An 18299-nucleotide genomic window follows, 5' to 3' on the forward strand; every position below is an offset into this window, starting at 1 on the left:
CTGGGCGTCGGGCACTTGTCGGGTGAGGGACAATGGAGGCTCTGTCAGGGCGGGTTGCATGAGGGGACGCATGTCGGAGGCGGAGCGGGCGGGAGCATCCCGTCAGGACAAGAGCGCACGTCTCCTCGCCGGGCGGTACCGGCTGGGAGACGTACTCGGCCGCGGCGGCATGGGGACGGTGTGGCGCGCCGAGGACGAGACCCTCGGACGCACGGTCGCCGTCAAGGAGCTGCGGTTCCCGGGGAACATCGACGAGGACGAGAAACGCCGCCTGATCACGCGGACGTTGCGCGAGGCCAAGGCCATCGCGCGGATCCGCAACAACAGCGCGGTGACGGTCTTCGACGTGGTCGAGGAGGACGACCGGCCGTGGATCGTCATGGAGCTCGTCGAGGGCAAGTCGCTCGCCGAGGTCATCCGTGAGGACGGCGTGCTGGAGCCGAAGCGTGCGGCGGAGGTCGGGCTGGCCATCCTCGACGTGCTGCGCTCCGCGCACCGCGAGGGCATCCTGCACCGGGACGTGAAGCCGTCCAACGTGCTGATCGCCGAGGACGGCCGGGTCGTGCTCACGGACTTCGGCATCGCGCAGGTCGAGGGCGATCCGTCCATCACCTCCACCGGCATGCTCGTCGGCGCGCCCTCCTACATCTCCCCGGAGCGGGCCCGCGGGCACAAGCCGGGGCCGGCGGCCGACCTGTGGTCGCTCGGCGGTCTGCTGTACGCGTCGGTCGAGGGATCGCCCCCCTACGACAAGGGCTCCGCCATCGCCACGCTCACGGCGGTGATGACGGAACAGCTGGAGGAGCCGAAGAACGCGGGCCCACTGCGGGACGTCATCTACGGCCTGCTCACCAAGGACCCCGCGCGGCGCCTCGACGACGCCGGCGCGCGGGCCATGCTCAACGCGGTGCTGCACGCGCCGGAGCCGCATTACGCGGAGCCCGCGGACGCGACGAAGGCAGTGCCGCTGCCGGCGTCGCCGGACGGCCCCGGCGGCGGCGGGAGTTCGGCGGGCGCCGAGGCCGGCGAGAAGCTGCGCGGCGCGCTGCGGTCCGTGCGGAAGGTCGCGGTGGCGGCGGGGGCGGTGACCTCGGCGGCCGCGGCCCGCGCCAAGTCGTCCAACGGGACGAGCGGTTCCGGATCCGGGGGAGCGGGCGAGGCCCCGAAGGGGGGCGGTGCGTCGCATCGCGCCGGTTCCGCTTCCACCGCCGTGTCGCCCACGGTGCCGCCTCCGCCGTCCACCGCCGCGCCCGCTGTCCAGGGGTCCGGCAACCCCGTGCCTCGGTCGGCTCCGGCCTCGGCCTCGGGTACCGCGGCGGGTTCGGGGATCGCGAGCCGAGCGGGTTCCGGTGCGGCAGCGGCGTCCGCGTCCGTGCCGGCGGCGCGTTCCGGTTCGGGCGCAGCCGCGGGCGCCGGGTCCGCCCCGGGCAGTGCTGCCGGGGGGAACGGCGAGAGCGGCGGGCGGAGTTCGGGTTGGCCCGTCATGACGCCTCCGGACCTGCCTCCGCGGTCGGTGCCGAGGGCCCCGCTGACCGACGTGGTGCCGAAGCGGACGCTGGTGATCATCGCCGTGGTCGTGGCGCTCGCGGTGCTCGGCACCGTGCTGGCCCTCACGCTCGGCGGCGGTGGCGACGACTCCGCGGGCGGCGCGAAGGGCGGCGCCTCCACAGCAGCGGCCGGCGGGAGCGCGAGCGGCGACTCCGACAGCAAGCAGAACACCGGCGACACGACGCGCAAGGACGGGGCGGGTTCGAAGGACCCCTCGAAGTCCGGGGCGTCGGGATCCACGCCGAGCAACACCACCGCGGCAGGCGGCGCCGGGGCCGGCGCCGGCGAGGACGGCGCGGCGGTGACGACGTACAAGGGCGCCCAGGGGTACACGATCGGGCTGCCCGCGGGGTGGAAGTACCAGAAGACGGTCGCCGCGGGAGACCGCTTCACCGGGCCGGACGGGCAGAAGCTGCTCGTCGCCTGGACGAACACGCCCAAGGGCAGCCCCGTGGCGGACTGGAAGAGCCAGGAGCGCTACATGGTGCGCTCGCAGTACAAGAAGGTCCGCATAGAGCAGGTGAACTACCGCGGCTGGAACACGGCCGACTGGGAGTTCACCTACCAGGAGAGCGGGACGGCCTACCGCACCATCGACCGCGGGTTCGTGGTCAACGACGGTCTCGGGTACGCGCTGATGTACACGGCGAAGGCCGCGGCCTGGGGCGCCGACCTGAGCGCGACGACCTGGTCGACGCTGGCGGACACCTTCATGCCGAAGAAGTAGCGGCCGCCGGGCGGGCCGGGTTCGGGGGCGAGATCCGGCATCCCCTCTTTGCAGGTTGCCTCCGGCACGTATCGTGAGTGGTCGCGGACCGTACGCATTGAGCAATGCGGCTGGATTCTGCTGCAACGGGACGCAAGGCGAACGGAATTGACCGACCGGGCGGCCGGGGGAGGCAACGTGGACGACTACGCGGGTCGGGTACTCGCCGACCGCTACCGCCTGCCGCTGCCGCTGTCGGACGAGTACGAGCACGAGAGCCGGGCCTTCGACACCTACAGCGGGCAGGAAGTCCTGGTCCGCCAGGTGCCGTTGCCGGAGGTCGTCGAGGCGGAGGTGCTCGACGCCGAGGGACTGCCCGAGGGGTTCACGGCCCGTGAGCGCGGGGCCCGGCGACCGGGCACGCGCAACGCCGGCGAGGCCTCCGGGACGCGCCGGCCGGCCGACCCCGTCGTACGGCGCGCGATGGAGGCGGCGCAGGCGGCCGCGGGCATCCCCGACCACCCGCGGCTCGACCAGGTCTTCGACGTGTTCGCCCAGGGCGGCTCGCTGTGGATAGTGAGCGAACTCGTCGAGGCGCGCCCCCTTTCGGCCCTGCTCGCCGAGCAGGCGCTGACCCCGTACCGGGCGGCCGAGGTCGCCTCCGACGTGCTCATGGCGTTGCGGGTGCTGCACGCGCACGGGTGGGTGCACCGGAACATCACCGCCCGCACGGTGCTCGTCTGCGACGACGGGCGGGTCATGCTGACCGGGCTCGCGGTCGGCGCGGCGGAAGAGGCGCTCTGCGGATACGACCCGGTGCCGGCCGAGGACACGACGGCGGCCGAGGCGGACCGGGCGGGCGATCCGGCCCTGGGCGGCGGCGCGACGGCCCTCGGGCCCGTGCCCCCGGGCGGACACCCCGGAGCCGGCGGTCACCCGGCGCACGGTGCGAACGCGGGCCCCGGCGGCGCGGGATTCGGCGGCGCGGGACTCGGCAGGGGTCCGGGCGGTCCCCGGGCCGGCGCGGTGGACGCCGAGGCCGCTCGGCGCGCCGCCATAGAGGCCAGGGCGTCCGGTGCACGGCCCGTGCCGGCCGCAGAGGCGTCCGGCGCAGGCGGGGCGTCCGGCGCCGTGGCGCGCAGGGCCCCCGCGGAGACCGGCGGGGACATCCGTGCCGCGCGGGCCGGGGCGATCGCCGCGTATCGCGCCGGAGCGCGCGCCGCGGCCCGTGTCCAGGAGGCGCAGGAGGCGCAGCAGAACGGCCGCGCGGCGCTGCCCGGCGCCCGCACCCCCGCCGACGGCGACCCCCCGGCCCCGGGCGGCAGCCCTCCCGGACAGATCGCCGACCCCTACGGCGTGCAGGGCGCGCCCGTGCCCGGTCCCGCACGCTACAGCGCCCCTCAGCCTCCTTCGCACGCCTCCCTCGCGCCCCACCCCGGATCCCCTTCCGGCCGCCACACCGGCTCCCGTCCCGGGCAGGTTGCGCAGACGACGCCGGGCGGCACGGCGAGCGGCGCGCGCACCGGCGCCCGCTGGGACGGATCGCCGACCGCGACGTCCGGCGCGGGCGTAGGCCGGGGACCCGCCACCGCGCTGGCGGCGGAGCGGGCCCGGCAGGCGCGGATGGCCGTCGTCGGGCCGGTCACCGAGCGGTGGGCGCCCGAGCAGGCGGGGCCGGTCCACGAGAACTGGCAGCTGGCCGCGCCGATCGGTCCCGCGACCGACCTGTGGGCGCTCGGCGCGCTGCTGTTCCGAGCCGTCCAGGGCCATGCGCCGTACCCGGAGGAGTCGACGGCCGAACTGGTGCAGATGGTGTGCGCCGAGCCGCCGGCCTTCGCCGAGGAGTGCGGACCGCTGCGGCCGGTCGTGGAGTCGCTGCTGCGCCAGGACCCCACCGACCGCCCCGACTTCGAGGAGCTGCGGGGCTGGCTGCGGTCGCTGGTGAGGTCCGCGCCGGAGCCCGAGGCAGGCACGCACGTCGTGGTCGCGCCGCCCGCCGATCCGCGCCGCCTGCCGATCATCCGCCGCAAGGGCGAACTGGTCCGCCGACGTCGCGCCGGGCTGCCCGCGTCGCACGGACGGCACAAGCGGGGCCGTGCCGAGCCGGAGCGCTCGCCCCGCAGCCTGGGCCGGACCCTGGTCGTACTGGTGCTGCTGGTGCTGGCCGCGGCGATCGCCTACGCCATGCTGTTCATGCCCAAGGCAGGCGAGGACGACGCCGCCGGCACGGACGGCGGGCGGCGGGCCGGGGCCACCGGGACGCCGGCCGGACAGGCGCCCCACGCCAGCAGCGAACCCCGGCCCGACCAGAGCGCGCCCGCCGACGGGGTCTCCGGATCGCCGTCGTCCTCGTCGGCGCAGGCCACCCAGACCGGCGGGTCCGGCGCGGGCGTCGCCGACGGCTTCACCCTCCGCAAGGACGAGGCGGGCTTCCAGATCGCCGTGGCGAACGGCTGGGGCCGCACGCCGAAGAACGGCCGGGGCCAGGTCCTCTACACGCACGGCGACTTCGAGCTGATCGTCGTCGCGGGCCGGGACAGCACGTCCGGGAACGGCAGCGACCCGATGGTCTATCAGCGGGAGAAGGAGAGCGAGCTCCAGCCGTACCGGGCCTCCAGTTGGGCGACGGCCTCCGGACTGCGCACGACGACCGTGGGCACGCGGACCATGGCCGAGGGTCAGTTCACCTGGACCGACGGCGACGGTCGCAAGCTGTACGTCCGCAACCTCGCGATCCTGATCGCCGGGCGCTATCACGTCGTCCAGGTCAGAGGGCCGGAGGCCGAACGGGACGAGGTCACGAGGCTGTACGAACAGGCGGCGGCCACCTACCAGTACACCGGCTGACGCCGCCGCTCGGGCCGGTTCCCGCCTCGGCGGGGAAGCGACAACCGTCACAGTGCTGTCTCCTTGGCGCCCCTGCGGTTCCGTGGAGGCGACAAGGTCTTTACGCTGACCCTGTCAAGAGCATTGCGGGGCAACGTGAATCAGATGCAGGGCCAGCTCCTGGCCGGCCGCTACCGGCTCGCCGACGCCATCGGGAGCGGCGGCATGGGCCGGGTGTGGCGTGCCCACGACGAGCTGCTGCACCGGGCTGTGGCCATCAAGGAGCTGACCGCCGCGCTCTACGTCGCGGAGAGCGACCAGGCCGTGCTGCTGGCGCGGACCAGGGCGGAGGCCCGGGCGGCCGCGCGGATCAACCACTCCGCCGTGGTCACCGTCCACGACGTGCTCGAACACGACGGCCGGCCGTGGATCGTGATGGAGCTGGTCGAGGGCCGTTCGCTGGCCGACGCCGTCAAGGAGGACGGCCGCGTCGAGGCCGCCGAGGCCGCCCGGATCGGCATGTGGGTGCTGCGCGCACTGCGCGCCGCGCACTCCGCGGGCGTACTGCACCGCGACGTCAAGCCCGGAAACGTGCTCCTCTCGCACGACGGACGGGTCCTCCTCACCGACTTCGGCATCGCCCAGATCGACGGCGACACCACCATCACCCGCACCGGCGAGGTCGTCGGATCCGTCGACTACCTGGCCCCCGAGCGGGTGCGCGGCCATGATCCCGGCCCGTCCTCCGACCTGTGGGCGCTGGGCGCGACGCTGTACACGGCGGTCGAGGGACGATCGCCGTTCCGGCGCACCTCGCCGCTGACCACCCTGCAGGCCGTGGTCGAGGAAGAGGCCGCCGACCCGCAGTACGCCGGCCCGCTGGGACCCGTCATCAGCGCCCTGCTACGGAAGGATCCGGCCGCCCGGCCGGGCGTCGCCGAGGCCGAGCAGCTTCTCGCCGAGGCGGCCGAGGGACGGCGTCCGTACGAAGCCCAGGCGTATGTGCCCACGCAGTACGGTACGCCCGACCCGGATACGGGCGGCCACCGCACGGCGTCCCGCTCCGGGTCCCACCAGACGCCCGCCACCTCGTACGCTCCCGCCGCTTCGTACGCTCCCGCCGCTTCGTACACTCCCGCCACCTCGTACGCCCCCGTCGGCCCGGAGTCGGCGACGCCGGTGCCGGGCCATCCCGTGACCGGCCCCACCGCCGTGGGCCCGATGCACACCGGCCAGGAGCCGACGCACGCACGCCAGGCCGCACCGGCGGTCGGGCCGCCGCCGTCGCCGCCCCGGCGCCGTCGCCGGCTGCGCTCCCTCGTGCTGGTGGTGGCCGTCGCCGCGCTGGTCGGCGGGGGCACGGCCGTGGTGCTGCAGAAATGGGACCAGGAGCGGTCGCAGACCGTCGACTCCGGGGCGACGTCCGGCTCGCCGAGCCCGACGGACACCGCCGCCTCCGTCGAGGAGGGCGCCGTGCCCGACTCCTGGCGGCCCGTCGACGACCCGCTGGGCTTCGGTCTTGCGCTTCCCAAGGGCTGGAAGCGCAAGGTGTACCAGGACGACGGCGACCTCCAGCAGGTCGACTACTCGCCCGACGGCGGCAAGCACTTCGTCCGCATCGCGCTCGACAAGTCCCCCGACTTCAGCGACCCGTACGCGCACCAGATCGACCTCGAACAGCAGCTCAAGAGGCTGGTCGACTACCGACGGGTCACCCTCGAGAGGAACGTCTACCGCGACCGGGCGGGCTCCGAGTGGGAGTACACCTGGACCGCGTTGGCCAAGGACACCGGGTTCCCCGGACCGCGCCGTGCGATCGAGGAGACGTACGTGGCCCGCAACGGCGCCGAGTACGCGATCTACATGTCCTCGCCCGCCGAGGACTGGGCGACCACGGCCCGGCAGTTCAGATCGGTGCTGCAGAGCTGGCGCGAGCCCACGGCGTAGTACCGGCCGCCGGCTCCCGCAGTTGGCCGGACGGCGCCCCGGAGGCGGGCCGTCCGGTGGGGCATGATGTGCCCATGGGGACCGAGGGGGGCAGGAGCACCGCGCGGGTCATCGCGGGCCGTTACCGGCTGGAGGCGAGACTCGGGCGCGGCGGCATGGGAGTGGTGTGGCGGGCCACGGACGAGCTGTTGGGACGGCGTGTCGCGGTCAAGGAGCTGACCCAGGACGACTCGCTCTCCGACGAGGAGGCCCGCGAACGGCGCGACCGGACGCTGCGCGAGGCGCGTGCCGTCGCCCAGTTGCGCCATCCGCACGTCATCGTCGTGCACGACGTCGTGGTGGAGGACGAACGCCCGTACATCGTCATGGAGTTGCTGGACGGCGGCTCGCTCGCCGACCGGATCGCCGAGCACGGCCCGCTCGCACCGGACGAGGCGGCCCGGATCGGCATCGCCCTGCTCGGCGCCCTGCGCGCGGCGCACGCGGCCGGGGTTCTGCACCGGGACATCAAACCCGCGAACGTCCTGCTGGAACGCGACGGCGACCGGGTCGTCCTCACCGACTTCGGCATCGCGCAGGTCTCGGGCGCCACCACGCTCACCCAGACCGGCTCGTTCGTCGGCTCGCCCGAGTACACCGCGCCGGAGCGGATGTCCGGGGCGCGCACCGGCGCGGAGTCCGACCTGTGGTCGCTGGGCGCGCTGCTGTGCACGGCGCTGAGCGGCGAATCCCCCTTCCGCCGGGACTCGTTGGGCGGCATCCTGCATGCCGTCGTGTTCGCCGAGATCCGTACGCCCCCGCAGGCCGGGCCGCTGCTGCCGGTCGTCCGGGGCCTGCTGGAGCGCGATCCGGACCGGCGGCTGGACGGAGCGGAGGCGGAGCGGCTGCTGCGCGCCTACCTCGACACCGGGTGCACGCCGACGCCGGTGTCCAGCGACTACACGCCGACGCAGGCCGACGTGCCCCGGCCGCAGACCGAGCAGGCCGCCCGGGAACGCTCCACGAGGAGTGTCCTGGTGGCCGCGCTGCTGGTCGCCGCGATGGCCGGCGCGGGTGTGTCGGCGGCGGCGCTGCTGATGAAGGGGGACGGCGACGGAGGGCGCGCGCCCGTGAGTCCGGCGCCGACGGTCTCCGCGAGCGGGTCGGGGCGCCCGGCGAGCGGGTCCCCGAGTGCGCCGGTGTCGTCCGCTCCGTCGCCCGCCTCCTCGCTCACGCCGAGCCGTACGCCGTCCGCCCCTTCCGGATACCGGGTGGCCGAGGACCCCGCCGGGTTCGCGCTCGCCGTGCCGGAGGACTTCACGCGGGTGCCGCAGGGCGAGCGGGTGTTCTACATGTCGCCGGGGCAGGTCTTCCGGCTCGGCGTCAAGGTGTCCGGGGCGTCGCCGGACGGCCCGCTCGCCGTCATGAAGCGGGCCGCCGCCCAGGGAGCGGACACCAACCCGGGCTACCACGACGGCCGCGTCACCGAGACGAGTCAGGGCGGACGGCCGGCCGCCCTCTGGCAGTTCACCTGGAACGGCTTCAGCGCGGCGGAGGGCCCCCGGCACACCTACGACCTGTGCTGGGAGGAGGGCGGGCGGCTGTACGACGTGTGGGTCTCGGCGCCGCTCGGGAAGGTGCGGGAGGCGCGGGAGTACTTCGACGTCGCGGTCGACACCTTCGTCGTCGGGTGAGGGTGAGGCGTCCGCGCGGGGCGGGCGCGTAAAAGGGGCATAAGGAGCGGTACACGTCACGGGTCTGTGACCGGTGGGGCGGACCGGTGGAAATCGGCCCGTGTGGCGCGATGTGATGAGCCCATGAGTCACCACGGGGGAGTCGGGCCCGGGCCCGACGACACGACGAGTTTTGTTCTGCAACCGCCGAACCCGAACCCTCACCCGAGCGCGAGTCCCCGTCCGAGCCCGAGCCCGAGCGTGAATCCGAGCCCGAGTCCCGGCCCGCACCCGGGATCCGTGTCGCCGCAGGCCGCGCCGGTGCAAGGGCCGCCGCAACCGCCCGTGGACACACCGCCGCAGGAGCCCGGCGTCGGGCGGCTCGTCGCGGGGCGCTACCGGCTGCTCGCCAGGCTCGGGCACGGAGGCATGGGCACCGTGTGGCGTGCCAAGGACGAGACCGTGGACCGCGAGGTCGCCGTCAAGGAGCCCCGCGTGCCGGACTCCCTTCCCGAACGTGAACGGGCCAGGGCGTACGAGCGGATGCGGCGCGAGGCGCGGGCGGCGGCACGGCTCGACCATCCCGCCGTGGTCGACGTCCACGACGTCGCCGTGGTCGACGGCCGGCCGTGGATCGTGATGGAGCTGGTCCGCGGACGTTCGCTCGGCGACGCCCTGCAGGAGGGCACGCTCGGGACGCGCGAGGCGGCCCGGATCGGCCTGGAGGTGCTCGGCGCGCTGGAGGCCGCGCACGCGGCGGGCATCCTGCACCGGGACGTCAAGCCGGACAACGTGCTGCTCGGCCGGTACGACCGGGTCGTCCTCACCGACTTCGGCATCGCCCAGATCGAGGGCGAGACCAGCCTGACCGACACCGGGGGCTTCGTCGGCTCGCCCGAGTACATCGCACCCGAGCGGGTGCTGGGCCGGCGTCCCGGGCCCGCAGCCGACCTGTGGTCCCTGGGCGTGGTGCTGTACGCGGCGACCGAGGGCGTGTCGCCGTTCCGCCGCAGCAACACCCCGGCCACCCTGCAGTCCGTCCTCAACGCGACGCCCGCCCCGGCCGCCGCCGCGCAGGGGCCGCTCGCCGAGGTCATCGACGCACTGCTGCAGAAGGACCCGGCGCACCGTCCGGCGGCCGCGCGGGTGCGTGCCCTGCTGGAGGCCGCCGCGAACCCGCCCGCGCCGCAGCCTCCGCAGCCTCCGCAGACCGGCCGGCGGACCGGGCCGCACCCCGGACGGCTGCGCCTCCGGCGTCGGCCGGGCCGCGCGGTCTGGATCGGGCTCGGCGCCGCGGTCGTCGCGGCGGCGGCTGCGGCGTGCCTGGTGTTCGCCGATCCGTTCGCCGGACCGCTGCCGGACGGCTGGACGACGAAGCCCGAGAAGGGCGTCACCGCGACGCTGGCCGTGCCCGACAGCTATGTGCGCAGCGAACCCGAGAAGACCGCCGCCCCCGGCGAGCACTGGGTCGGGTACACCGACCCCAGCGGCGCGATCTCGGTCGTCCTGCGGGTGGAACGCGGGGCGGAGGACACCGGTCACCAGATCAAGGACTCCGCCGCTGCCGAGATGTACGCCGACAACGGGGATTTCAAGGAGTCCGGCAGCTACGAGCTGAACATGCCGAAAGGGCCCCGGACCCGCACGGACGACAACGCGACCTTCCACGGCCGCAAGGCCGCCGGGAACACCGTCGTCTACACCACGAACGACAGCAGACAGCCGGCCCCCCGTGAGCTGCGGATCCTGTACTACAAGTCCACCGCCGGTGACATGTACAAGCTCATGATCGGCTATCCGGGCAAGGGCGACTTCACCGCCCGCGGCCGCGAGGTGGCCCGTACCGCCGTCGCCCACCTGGAGATCGACCGTCCGTGACCCGGCGGGGAGACGCGGGATGCGCCGGGCCTCGACGCCCTGATCAGCAGGTTTGTTGCCAGTGAACGCTGGCGTCATGTGTGCGGACGGTGAATCCCTATTACCGGCGGGTACCCAAAGTCCCGCGCGCGTCATACCCTGCGGCTCATGACGGACTCGCAGGCCCCGGAGAAGACTTCGGAACAGACGCCGGAAACGGCTGGCACCAACCCCCTCGCCCCCGCACCCACCGGCGTCCGTACCGCCGCCGACGTGGTGACCCCCGAGCTGGTGGCCCAGCTCACCAAGGGGGTGACCGGCTCCGGCCGCACGGCCAACCACACGCCGTTCACCGGCGAGAAGCTCGCCGACCTGCCCGAGTCCACGCCGGAGGACGTGCTCAAGGCGTATGAGGCCGCCCGCGCCGCCCAGGCGGTGTGGGCGCAGACGCCGGTCCGGGAGCGGGCCGCCGTCCTGCTCCGCTTCCACGACCTGGTGCTGGAGCGCCAGGCCGAGGTGCTCGACCTCATACAGCTGGAGACCGGCAAGGCCCGCCTGCACGCCCACGAGGAGGTGCAGGCCGTCGCGGTCGCCGCCCGCCACTACGGTCGCAGGGCCCCCTTCTACCTGCGCCCCAAGCGGCACGCCGGCGCCATGCCGACCCTCACCAAGGTCACCGAGCTGCGCCACCCGCGCGGTGTCGTGGGCCAGATCGCCCCCTGGAACTACCCGCTGGAGCTGTCGGTCGGCGACGCGCTGCCGGCGTTCGTCGCGGGCAACGCGGTCGTCATGAAGCCGGACACGGAGACCTGCCTGACCGCCCTGTGGGCCCGTGACCTGCTCGTCGAGGCCGGTCTGCCCGCGGACGTCTTCCAGGTCGTGCTCGGCGAGGGCCCCGTCGTCGGCCCCGAGGTCGTCCGGCACGCCGACTACGTGTCCTTCACCGGCTCCACCCGCACCGGCCGGGAGGTCGCGCAGGGCGCCGCGGCCCGGCTGATCGGCGTCTCCCTCGAGCTCGGCGGCAAGAACGCCATGCTGGTGCTGGAGGACGCCGACATCGAGAAGGCGGCGGCCGGCGCCGTGCGCGCCTGCTTCTCCTCCGCCGGCCAGCTGTGCATCTCGATCGAGCGGCTGTACGTCCACGAGTCGATCGCGGACGCCTTCGTCGAGCGTTTCGCCGCCCGCACCCGGGCCATGCGCCTCGGCACCTCCCTGGCCTACGGCGCCGACATGGGCTCCCTGGTCGGCGAGCGTCAGCTGGAGACCGTGACCCGGCACGTCGAGGAGGCCGTCGCCAAGGGCGCCACGGTCGTCGCCGGCGGCGTCGCCCGCCCGGACGTGGGCCCGTACTTCTTCGAGCCGACCATCCTCGACGGCGTCACGGAGCCCATGTCCGTCTGCGCCGAGGAGACCTTCGGCCCGGTCGTCTCGATCTACCGCTTCAAGACCGACGACGAGGCCGTCGAGCTCGCCAACTCCACCCCGTACGGCCTGAACTCGTCGGTGTGGACGAAGGACGGCCGCCGCGGCCGGGACATCGCCTCCCGGGTGCGGGCCGGCACGGTGAACGTCAACGAGGGCTACGCCTCGGCCTACGGCAGCGTCCAGTCCCCGATGGGCGGCATGAAGGACTCCGGCCTCGGCCGCCGGCACGGCTCCGAGGGCATCCTCAAGTACACGGAGGCGCAGACGGTGGCCCAGCAGCGCCTGCTGCCGATGGCGCCGGCGCTCGGCATGGACGACGAGAAGTACGCGGCGTTCATGAGCACCAGCCTGAAGGTGATGAAGGCGCTGCGACTGCGCTAGCGCGCGCTTCGAAAGGCCCGTCCACCCGTTCCTCAACGAGGAGAGCACGTGTCCCAGGACACCTACGACTACGACGTCCTCGTCGTCGGATCCGGCTTCGGCGGTTCGGTGACCGCCCTGCGTCTCACGGAGAAGGGTTACCGCGTAGGCGTCCTGGAGGCCGGCCGCCGTTTCACCCGGGAGTCGCTCCCCAGGAACTCCTGGGACCTGAAGAACTACCTGTGGGCCCCGAAGCTCGGCATGTACGGCATCCAGCGCATCCATCTGCTGGGCAACGTCATGGTGCTGGCGGGCGCGGGCGTGGGCGGCGGCTCCCTCAACTACGCCAACACGCTCTACGTGCCGCCGAAGCCGTTCTTCGACGACCCCCAGTGGCGTGGCATCACCGACTGGCAGGAGGAGCTGCGGCCGTACTACGACCAGGCCCGGCGCATGCTCGGCGTGCGCCTCAACCCGACGACGACCCCCTCCGACGTGCATCTCAAGGCCGCCGCCGAGCGGATGGGCGTCGGCGACACCTTCCACATGGCGCCCGTCGGCGTGTTCTTCGGCGACGGCGAGGACGCCGACGGCACGGCGAAGGCGAAGCCGGGGGAACAGGTCGACGACCCCTACTTCGGCGGCGCGGGCCCGGCCCGCAGGGCGTGCACCGAGTGCGGCGAGTGCATGACCGGTTGCCGGCACGGCGCGAAGAACACCCTGAACGAGAACTACCTCCACCTCGCCGAGAAGGCGGGCGCCGTCGTGCACCCCCTGACGACGGCGGTGTCCGTCACGGACGACTCGCAGGGCGGGTACGCGGTGGCCACCCTCCCCACCGACGAGCGCCGCAGGGGCAGGGCGAAGGAGAAGGGCAGGGTCTTCAAGGCCCGCCGCGTCGTGCTCGCCGCCGGCACCTACGGCACCCAGACCCTGCTGCACCGGATGAAGGCCAACCGGCAGCTCCCGTACCTCTCCGACCGGTTGGGCGAGCTGACCCGTACCAACTCCGAGGCGCTGGTCGGCGCCCAGACCGACGACCGCCGCTACCGCAGGGCGACCGGCGCGCCGAAGGCGGACTTCACGCGCGGCGTCGCCATCACCTCGTCCGTCCACCCGGACGCCGACACCCACATCGAGCCGGTCCGTTACGGCAAGGGCTCCAACTCGATGGGCGGGCTGTCGATCCTGCAGGTGCCGTACGCGGAGGGCTCCTCCAGGGTGGCCGGCTGGCTGACGAACGCGGCCCGCCACCCGCTGCTGGTCCTGCGCTCGCTGTCCAACCGCCGCTGGTCGGAGCGGACCATCATCGGTCTGGTGATGCAGTCGCTGGACAACTCGCTGACGACGTACCTCAAGCCGTCCGGCGTCGGCAGGGGGCTGCTGACGGCGCGTCAGGGGCACGGCTCCCCCAACCCCAAGCAGATCAGGGCCGCTTCCGAGGCCGCCTCCGCGATCGCCGCCGAGATCAACGGCTTCGCCGGTTCCAACGTCGGCGAGCTGATGGGCACCCCGCTCACCGCCCACTTCCTCGGCGGCTGCCCGATCGGCGACTCCCGCGAGAGCGGCGTCATCGACCCGTACCACCGCCTGTACGGCCACCCGGGCATCTCGGTCGTCGACGGCGCCGCCGTCTCGGCGAACCTGGGCGTGAACCCCTCGCTCACCATCACCGCCCAGGCGGAGCGCGCGATGTCGTTCTGGCCGAACAAGGGCGAGACGGATCCGCGTCCGGCTCAGGGCGCGGCGTACGAACGGCTGAAGCCGGTGGAGCCGGTCAGCCCCGCGGTGCCGGCGGACGCCTTCGGCGCGCTGCGCCTGCCGTTCCTCGGGATGCCGGCGGTCCCGCCCCGGCAGTAGTGCCGGGCCGGACGAGTACGCGAGGCCTGCATGGCGAAGGGACCTGCGCCCCCCTCCGAGCGCAGGTCCCTCACGTGTGTGTCCGTCGCGCGTTACGCGTGCGTGCCGACCTTGCGGCGACGGGCCGCGAACACCGCTCCGGCGCCGGCGAGCACGGCGACCCCGCCGACCAGGCCGATCACCGGCAGCGTGGAGTCGGAGCCGGTCTCGGCGAGGCTGCCGCTGATCGGCTTGGCGCTGCCCTGGGGCCTGGCGCCGGAGGTGGGCTTGTCGCCGTTCGGCTTGGCGTCGCCGGAACCGTCCGCGTCCGCGCCGGCGGCGAGGATCCGGACGTCGTAGTAGTCGCCGTTGCCGTAGCACTCGGAGCCCTTGCCCGCGTAGATCGCCTCGCTCAGCGCGAGCGAGGAGCCCGCCGGGGCGGACTTGTTGACCTTCACCCGCAGTTCAAGGCTTGCGGAGGAGTGCTTCTCCAGGGTGTCCAGCATCCCGACGAAGGATCCCGTGACGTTGACCGACTTGCCGTGCTCGTCCTCGAAGGAGTCCTGGAAGCTGTTGGTCCACTTCCCGTCCTCCTTGACCTGGATGACGGCGAGGCCCTCGGACAGGAACGCCTCGGTCGACTCGTCGCCGTACTCGAGGAACGCGTCGATGTACACGTTCTTCAGGTCGCGGTCGGAGTCGTTGTCGACGACGAAGGTGAAGCCGTGCCAGCCGGAACCGGCGACGATCTTGCTCGGCAGGCCCTTGACCCGCGCCGACAGCTTCTCGTCCAGATCGAAGGAGTCGCAGTCCTGGTACGGGTCGAACGCGTCCTCGCTCGCGCTGGCCGACGGGCTCGCGCTGGACTTCCCCGAGCCGGAGGCGGAGGGCGAGGAGGAGCCGGACGGAGAGCCGGACGCCTTCTGGTCGTCCGACGGGGACGACGAAGCCGAGGATGCGTCGGTCGGGGCGCCGGACGCGCTCTGGCCGTCCGAGGCCGAGGCCGAGGCGGACGACGAGGAGGCGCCGGTCTCCGAGGAGGACGCGCTCGGCGACGACGTGCCGCCCTCCTCCGCGAAGGCGGCGGGCGCGGACAGCAGCGCGAGCGGCGCGATGACGGCGGTCGCGGCCGCGGTGGCCATCGTGCGGCGGAGATTCATGAAGACCTCGTGGATCCGGTGGTGGAGGCCTTCCGCATGGGGGTGTGGGAGTGGCCTTGGCTTGATACGTGTGACTGATCAAGGCCGGAAACAGTTGTCCTGGACTCACGTGTTCTTTATGTGACGCCCCTCACAGGGGCCGCCCTTCTCGCGGGGCGAGGCCCCGGCACGACGAAGGGCCCCGCGGGACGGATCCGCGGGGCCCTTCTTTACCGTCAGCACCGGCGTCAGGGCAGCGCCGGTGCCTGGGAGCGGCGCCGGGGGGTTGCGCCGCTGGTCTGGACCTCTGGCAGTCGAGATGGGCAACAGCGCACGTGAGGCAGTTGCCCGAGGGGGACTTGGGCCCGTTCGGGGCTTTCTCGCATCGTGCTGGATGAGCGCGGCCTCCGCAACCGTTTGACCCAGCCTTGTGCATTTTTGCATTTTCCGCCGGTCGGCCCCGGGCGTCCCCGAGGCCGGCCGTTCTCTTGGGTGACCGGGCTGCTGTCCCCTGCCGTCCGGTCACTTTCCGGAGCGAGGTCCCACGGCGCACGAACGCGATCCGTACGCCTCTCGCCCCAGCGAGCCACGCGTGGTTCTTCCGGGCCCGCCCCTGGCTGGCGCGGACACGGGGACCAACGAGGCGCCCCGGGCGGCGGTCACGCGCCGTACGGGTGAGAGGGCGCCCGAACTGGTGCGCGCCCCGGTGCGCGGTCTCAGACGCGGCCCCGGCACAGTTCCAGCAGCGTCAGCGCCAGGGATGTGCCGGGCTTGCCGAGCGCGTCGCTGTAGTGCCCGAGGATCTCCATCTCGCGGGAGAGGTTCACCCGCCGTCCGCCGGAGGCGATGCGGGCGTCCTGGACGACGGCCGAGACGGCCATCCGTTCCTGGATCAGTCCGATGATCCGGTCGTCGAGCGCGTCGATGCGCTCCCGGGCGCCGGTGATCACGTCGGCGGCCTCGGCCGTGCGGGCGCCGGTCTTCTCGGTGGCGGCGCCGGTGGCGGTGTCGCTGACAGCGGCAGCGGGGGTGAGGGTGGCGGTGGCGGTGGCGGTCATGTCGGGGCTCCTGGTGGGAAAGGGGCCCCGGACCGGCAGGATCCGGAAAACACAGGCGCCCCGGACCTTGTCGGCCCGGGGCGCCTGGGAAGTCGCTCGTCAGTTGCTCAAGCAGCACGACCATGGCAGCCGGTGGGCCGGTTGCCATAGGTAAACAGGAAGGTCGGGTGCGTGAGCATGCGGACAGTATGCAGCGTCGCCGGACGCGCTCCAACACGGTTCGCATCCTGAGACGCGGCGGCGGTCCCGGCGTCCCCGGTCCGCGGTCGGATCCGCCGCGGGGACCGCTCCCCGCGCCCGCCTCGGTAGAATCGGATGACACAGAGACCCCGCCCCACCGCCGGAAGGCCCCCGTGTCATCAGCGACTCCTACTGCCGCCGCCCCCGACACCGTCCTGGTCGTCGACTTCGGCGCGCAGTACGCCCAGCTCATCGCCCGTCGAGTCCGTGAGGCGCGGGTCTACAGCGAGATCGTGCCGAGCAGCATGCCGGTGGAGGAGATGCTCGCCAAGAACCCGGCGGCGATCGTCCTCTCCGGCGGCCCCTCGTCCGTGTACGAGGAGGGCGCCCCGACCGTCGACCGCGCGCTCTTCGAGGCCGGCGTCCCCGTCTTCGGCATGTGCTACGGCTTCCAGCTGATGGCGCAGACCCTCGGCGGCACCGTCGACAACTCCGGCGCCCGCGAGTACGGGCGCACCGAACTGCACGTCTCCCGCGCCTCCTCCACCCTCTTCGAGGGCACCCCGGCCGAGCAGGCCGTGTGGATGTCGCACGGAGACGCCTGCTCCGCCGCGCCCGAGGGCTTCGTCGTCAGCGCCTCCACGGACGTCGTCCCGGTCGCCGCCTTCGAGAACGACGAGAAGAAGCTCTACGGCGTTCAGTACCACCCCGAGGTGATGCACTCCACGCACGGCCAGCAGGTGCTGGAGCACTTCCTCTACCGGGGCGCCGGCCTGAGCCCGGACTGGACCACCGGCAACGTCATCGACGAGCAGGTCGAGGCCATCCGCGAGCAGGTCGGCGACAGGCGCGCGATCTGCGGCCTCTCCGGCGGCGTGGACTCCGCGGTCGCCGCGGCCCTCGTGCAGAAGGCCATCGGATCGCAGCTGACCTGCGTCTATGTCGACCACGGGCTGATGCGCAAGGGCGAGACCGAACAGGTCGAGAAGGACTTCGTCGCCGCCACCGGCGTCCAGCTGAAGGTCGTTGACGCGGAGGAGCGTTTCCTCACCGCGCTCAAGGGCGTCTCCGACCCGGAGGAGAAGCGGAAGATCATCGGGCGTGAGTTCATCCGCGTCTTCGAGCAGGCCCAGGCCGAGATCATCGCGGACGAGGGCCCGGCCGTGGAGTTCCTCGTCCAGGGCACGCTCTACCCGGACGTCGTCGAGTCCGGCGGCGGCGCCGGCACCGCCAACATCAAGTCCCACCACAACGTGGGCGGCCTCCCCGAGGACCTCGAGTTCCAGCTCATCGAGCCGCTGCGCAAGCTGTTCAAGGACGAGGTCCGCATGGTCGGCCAGGAGCTCGGCCTGCCCGAGGAGATCGTCCAGCGCCAGCCGTTCCCGGGGCCCGGCCTCGGCATCCGGATCGTCGGCGAGGTCACCAAGGAGCGCCTGGACCTGCTGCGCGACGCCGACGCCATCGCCCGCGAGGAGCTGACGGCCGCCGGTCTCGACCGGGACATCTGGCAGTGCCCGGTGGTCCTCCTCGCGGACGTCCGCAGCGTCGGCGTCCAGGGCGACGGCCGCACCTACGGCCACCCGATCGTCCTGCGTCCCGTCTCCTCCGAGGACGCCATGACGGCCGACTGGTCGCGGCTGCCGTACGACGTCCTGGCGCGGATCTCCACCCGGATCACCAACGAGGTCAGCGACGTCAACCGCGTCGTCGTCGACATCACCTCGAAGCCGCCGGGCACCATCGAGTGGGAGTGACCTCGTCC

Annotated in this window: 10 protein-coding genes; 8 read left to right on the top strand and 2 right to left on the bottom strand. The window is 73.2% G+C overall.

Annotated features, from left to right (window positions below):
- Positions 1–70 precede the first annotated feature (70 nt).
- The 7 genes from ABT300_RS01095 to ABT300_RS01125 all read left to right on the top strand — a co-directional run bounded on the left by ABT300_RS01095 (position 71) and on the right by ABT300_RS01125 (position 14181).
- Positions 71–2275: a serine/threonine-protein kinase gene (locus ABT300_RS01095; protein WP_351670262.1), complete on the top strand. Its 2205-nt coding sequence runs from the start codon at positions 71–73 to the stop codon at positions 2273–2275.
- A gap of 177 nt (positions 2276–2452) precedes the next feature.
- The gene (locus ABT300_RS01100; protein ID WP_351670175.1) at positions 2453–5101 is read left to right on the top strand and encodes a serine/threonine kinase C-terminal domain-containing protein; all 2649 of its coding nucleotides are present in this window, start codon (positions 2453–2455) and stop codon (positions 5099–5101) included.
- 144 nt (positions 5102–5245) lie between these two features.
- On the top strand, positions 5246–7027 hold the full coding sequence (locus ABT300_RS01105; protein ID WP_351670178.1) for a serine/threonine-protein kinase: 1782 nt from the start codon (positions 5246–5248) through the stop codon (positions 7025–7027).
- A gap of 74 nt (positions 7028–7101) precedes the next feature.
- Positions 7102–8700: a serine/threonine-protein kinase gene (locus ABT300_RS01110; protein ID WP_351670181.1), complete on the top strand. Its 1599-nt coding sequence runs from the start codon at positions 7102–7104 to the stop codon at positions 8698–8700.
- A 123-nt stretch (positions 8701–8823) separates the two neighbouring features.
- Complete coding sequence (locus tag ABT300_RS01115) at positions 8824–10557, top strand: serine/threonine-protein kinase (protein WP_351670184.1); 1734 nt, start codon at positions 8824–8826, stop codon at positions 10555–10557.
- 147 nt (positions 10558–10704) lie between these two features.
- Positions 10705–12342: a succinic semialdehyde dehydrogenase gene (locus tag ABT300_RS01120; RefSeq protein WP_351670187.1), complete on the top strand. Its 1638-nt coding sequence runs from the start codon at positions 10705–10707 to the stop codon at positions 12340–12342.
- Between the two features lie 48 nt (positions 12343–12390).
- A complete protein-coding gene (locus ABT300_RS01125) occupies positions 12391–14181 on the top strand; it encodes a GMC family oxidoreductase N-terminal domain-containing protein (protein WP_351670190.1) in 1791 nt (596 codons plus the stop codon).
- 92 nt (positions 14182–14273) lie between these two features.
- Here the strand turns inward: ABT300_RS01125 and ABT300_RS01130 are convergent, their stop codons facing one another.
- Both ABT300_RS01130 and ABT300_RS01135 read right to left on the bottom strand, forming a co-directional pair.
- On the bottom strand, positions 14274–15320 hold the full coding sequence (locus ABT300_RS01130; protein WP_351670193.1) for an LAETG motif-containing sortase-dependent surface protein: 1047 nt from the start codon (positions 15318–15320) through the stop codon (positions 14274–14276).
- A gap of 695 nt (positions 15321–16015) precedes the next feature.
- Positions 16016–16357, bottom strand: coding sequence for a chorismate mutase (locus ABT300_RS01135; protein ID WP_351670196.1), 342 nt, complete (start codon positions 16355–16357; stop codon positions 16016–16018).
- Between the two features lie 353 nt (positions 16358–16710).
- On the opposite strand from ABT300_RS01135, the gene guaA reads away from it, so the two are divergent.
- Entirely contained in the window at positions 16711–18291 is a 1581-nt protein-coding gene (gene guaA, locus ABT300_RS01140; RefSeq protein WP_351670199.1) for a glutamine-hydrolyzing GMP synthase, read from the top strand.
- The last annotated feature ends 8 nt before the right edge of the window (positions 18292–18299 follow it).

Origin of the sequence: Streptomyces sp. NPDC001027 (assembly GCF_040299045.1) — a bacterium.
Taxonomy (GTDB): domain Bacteria; phylum Actinomycetota; class Actinomycetes; order Streptomycetales; family Streptomycetaceae; genus Streptomyces.

Coding starts and splice junctions, on each gene's coding strand:
- ABT300_RS01130 (WP_351670193.1), bottom strand. CDS start 15,320: ATGAATCTCCGCCGCACGATGGCCACCGCGGCCGCGACCGCCGTCATC.
- ABT300_RS01095 (WP_351670262.1), top strand. CDS start 71: ATGTCGGAGGCGGAGCGGGCGGGAGCATCCCGTCAGGACAAGAGCGCA.
- ABT300_RS01105 (WP_351670178.1), top strand. CDS start 5,246: ATGCAGGGCCAGCTCCTGGCCGGCCGCTACCGGCTCGCCGACGCCATC.
- ABT300_RS01135 (WP_351670196.1), bottom strand. CDS start 16,357: ATGACCGCCACCGCCACCGCCACCCTCACCCCCGCTGCCGCTGTCAGC.
- ABT300_RS01120 (WP_351670187.1), top strand. CDS start 10,705: ATGACGGACTCGCAGGCCCCGGAGAAGACTTCGGAACAGACGCCGGAA.
- ABT300_RS01110 (WP_351670181.1), top strand. CDS start 7,102: ATGGGGACCGAGGGGGGCAGGAGCACCGCGCGGGTCATCGCGGGCCGT.
- ABT300_RS01115 (WP_351670184.1), top strand. CDS start 8,824: ATGAGTCACCACGGGGGAGTCGGGCCCGGGCCCGACGACACGACGAGT.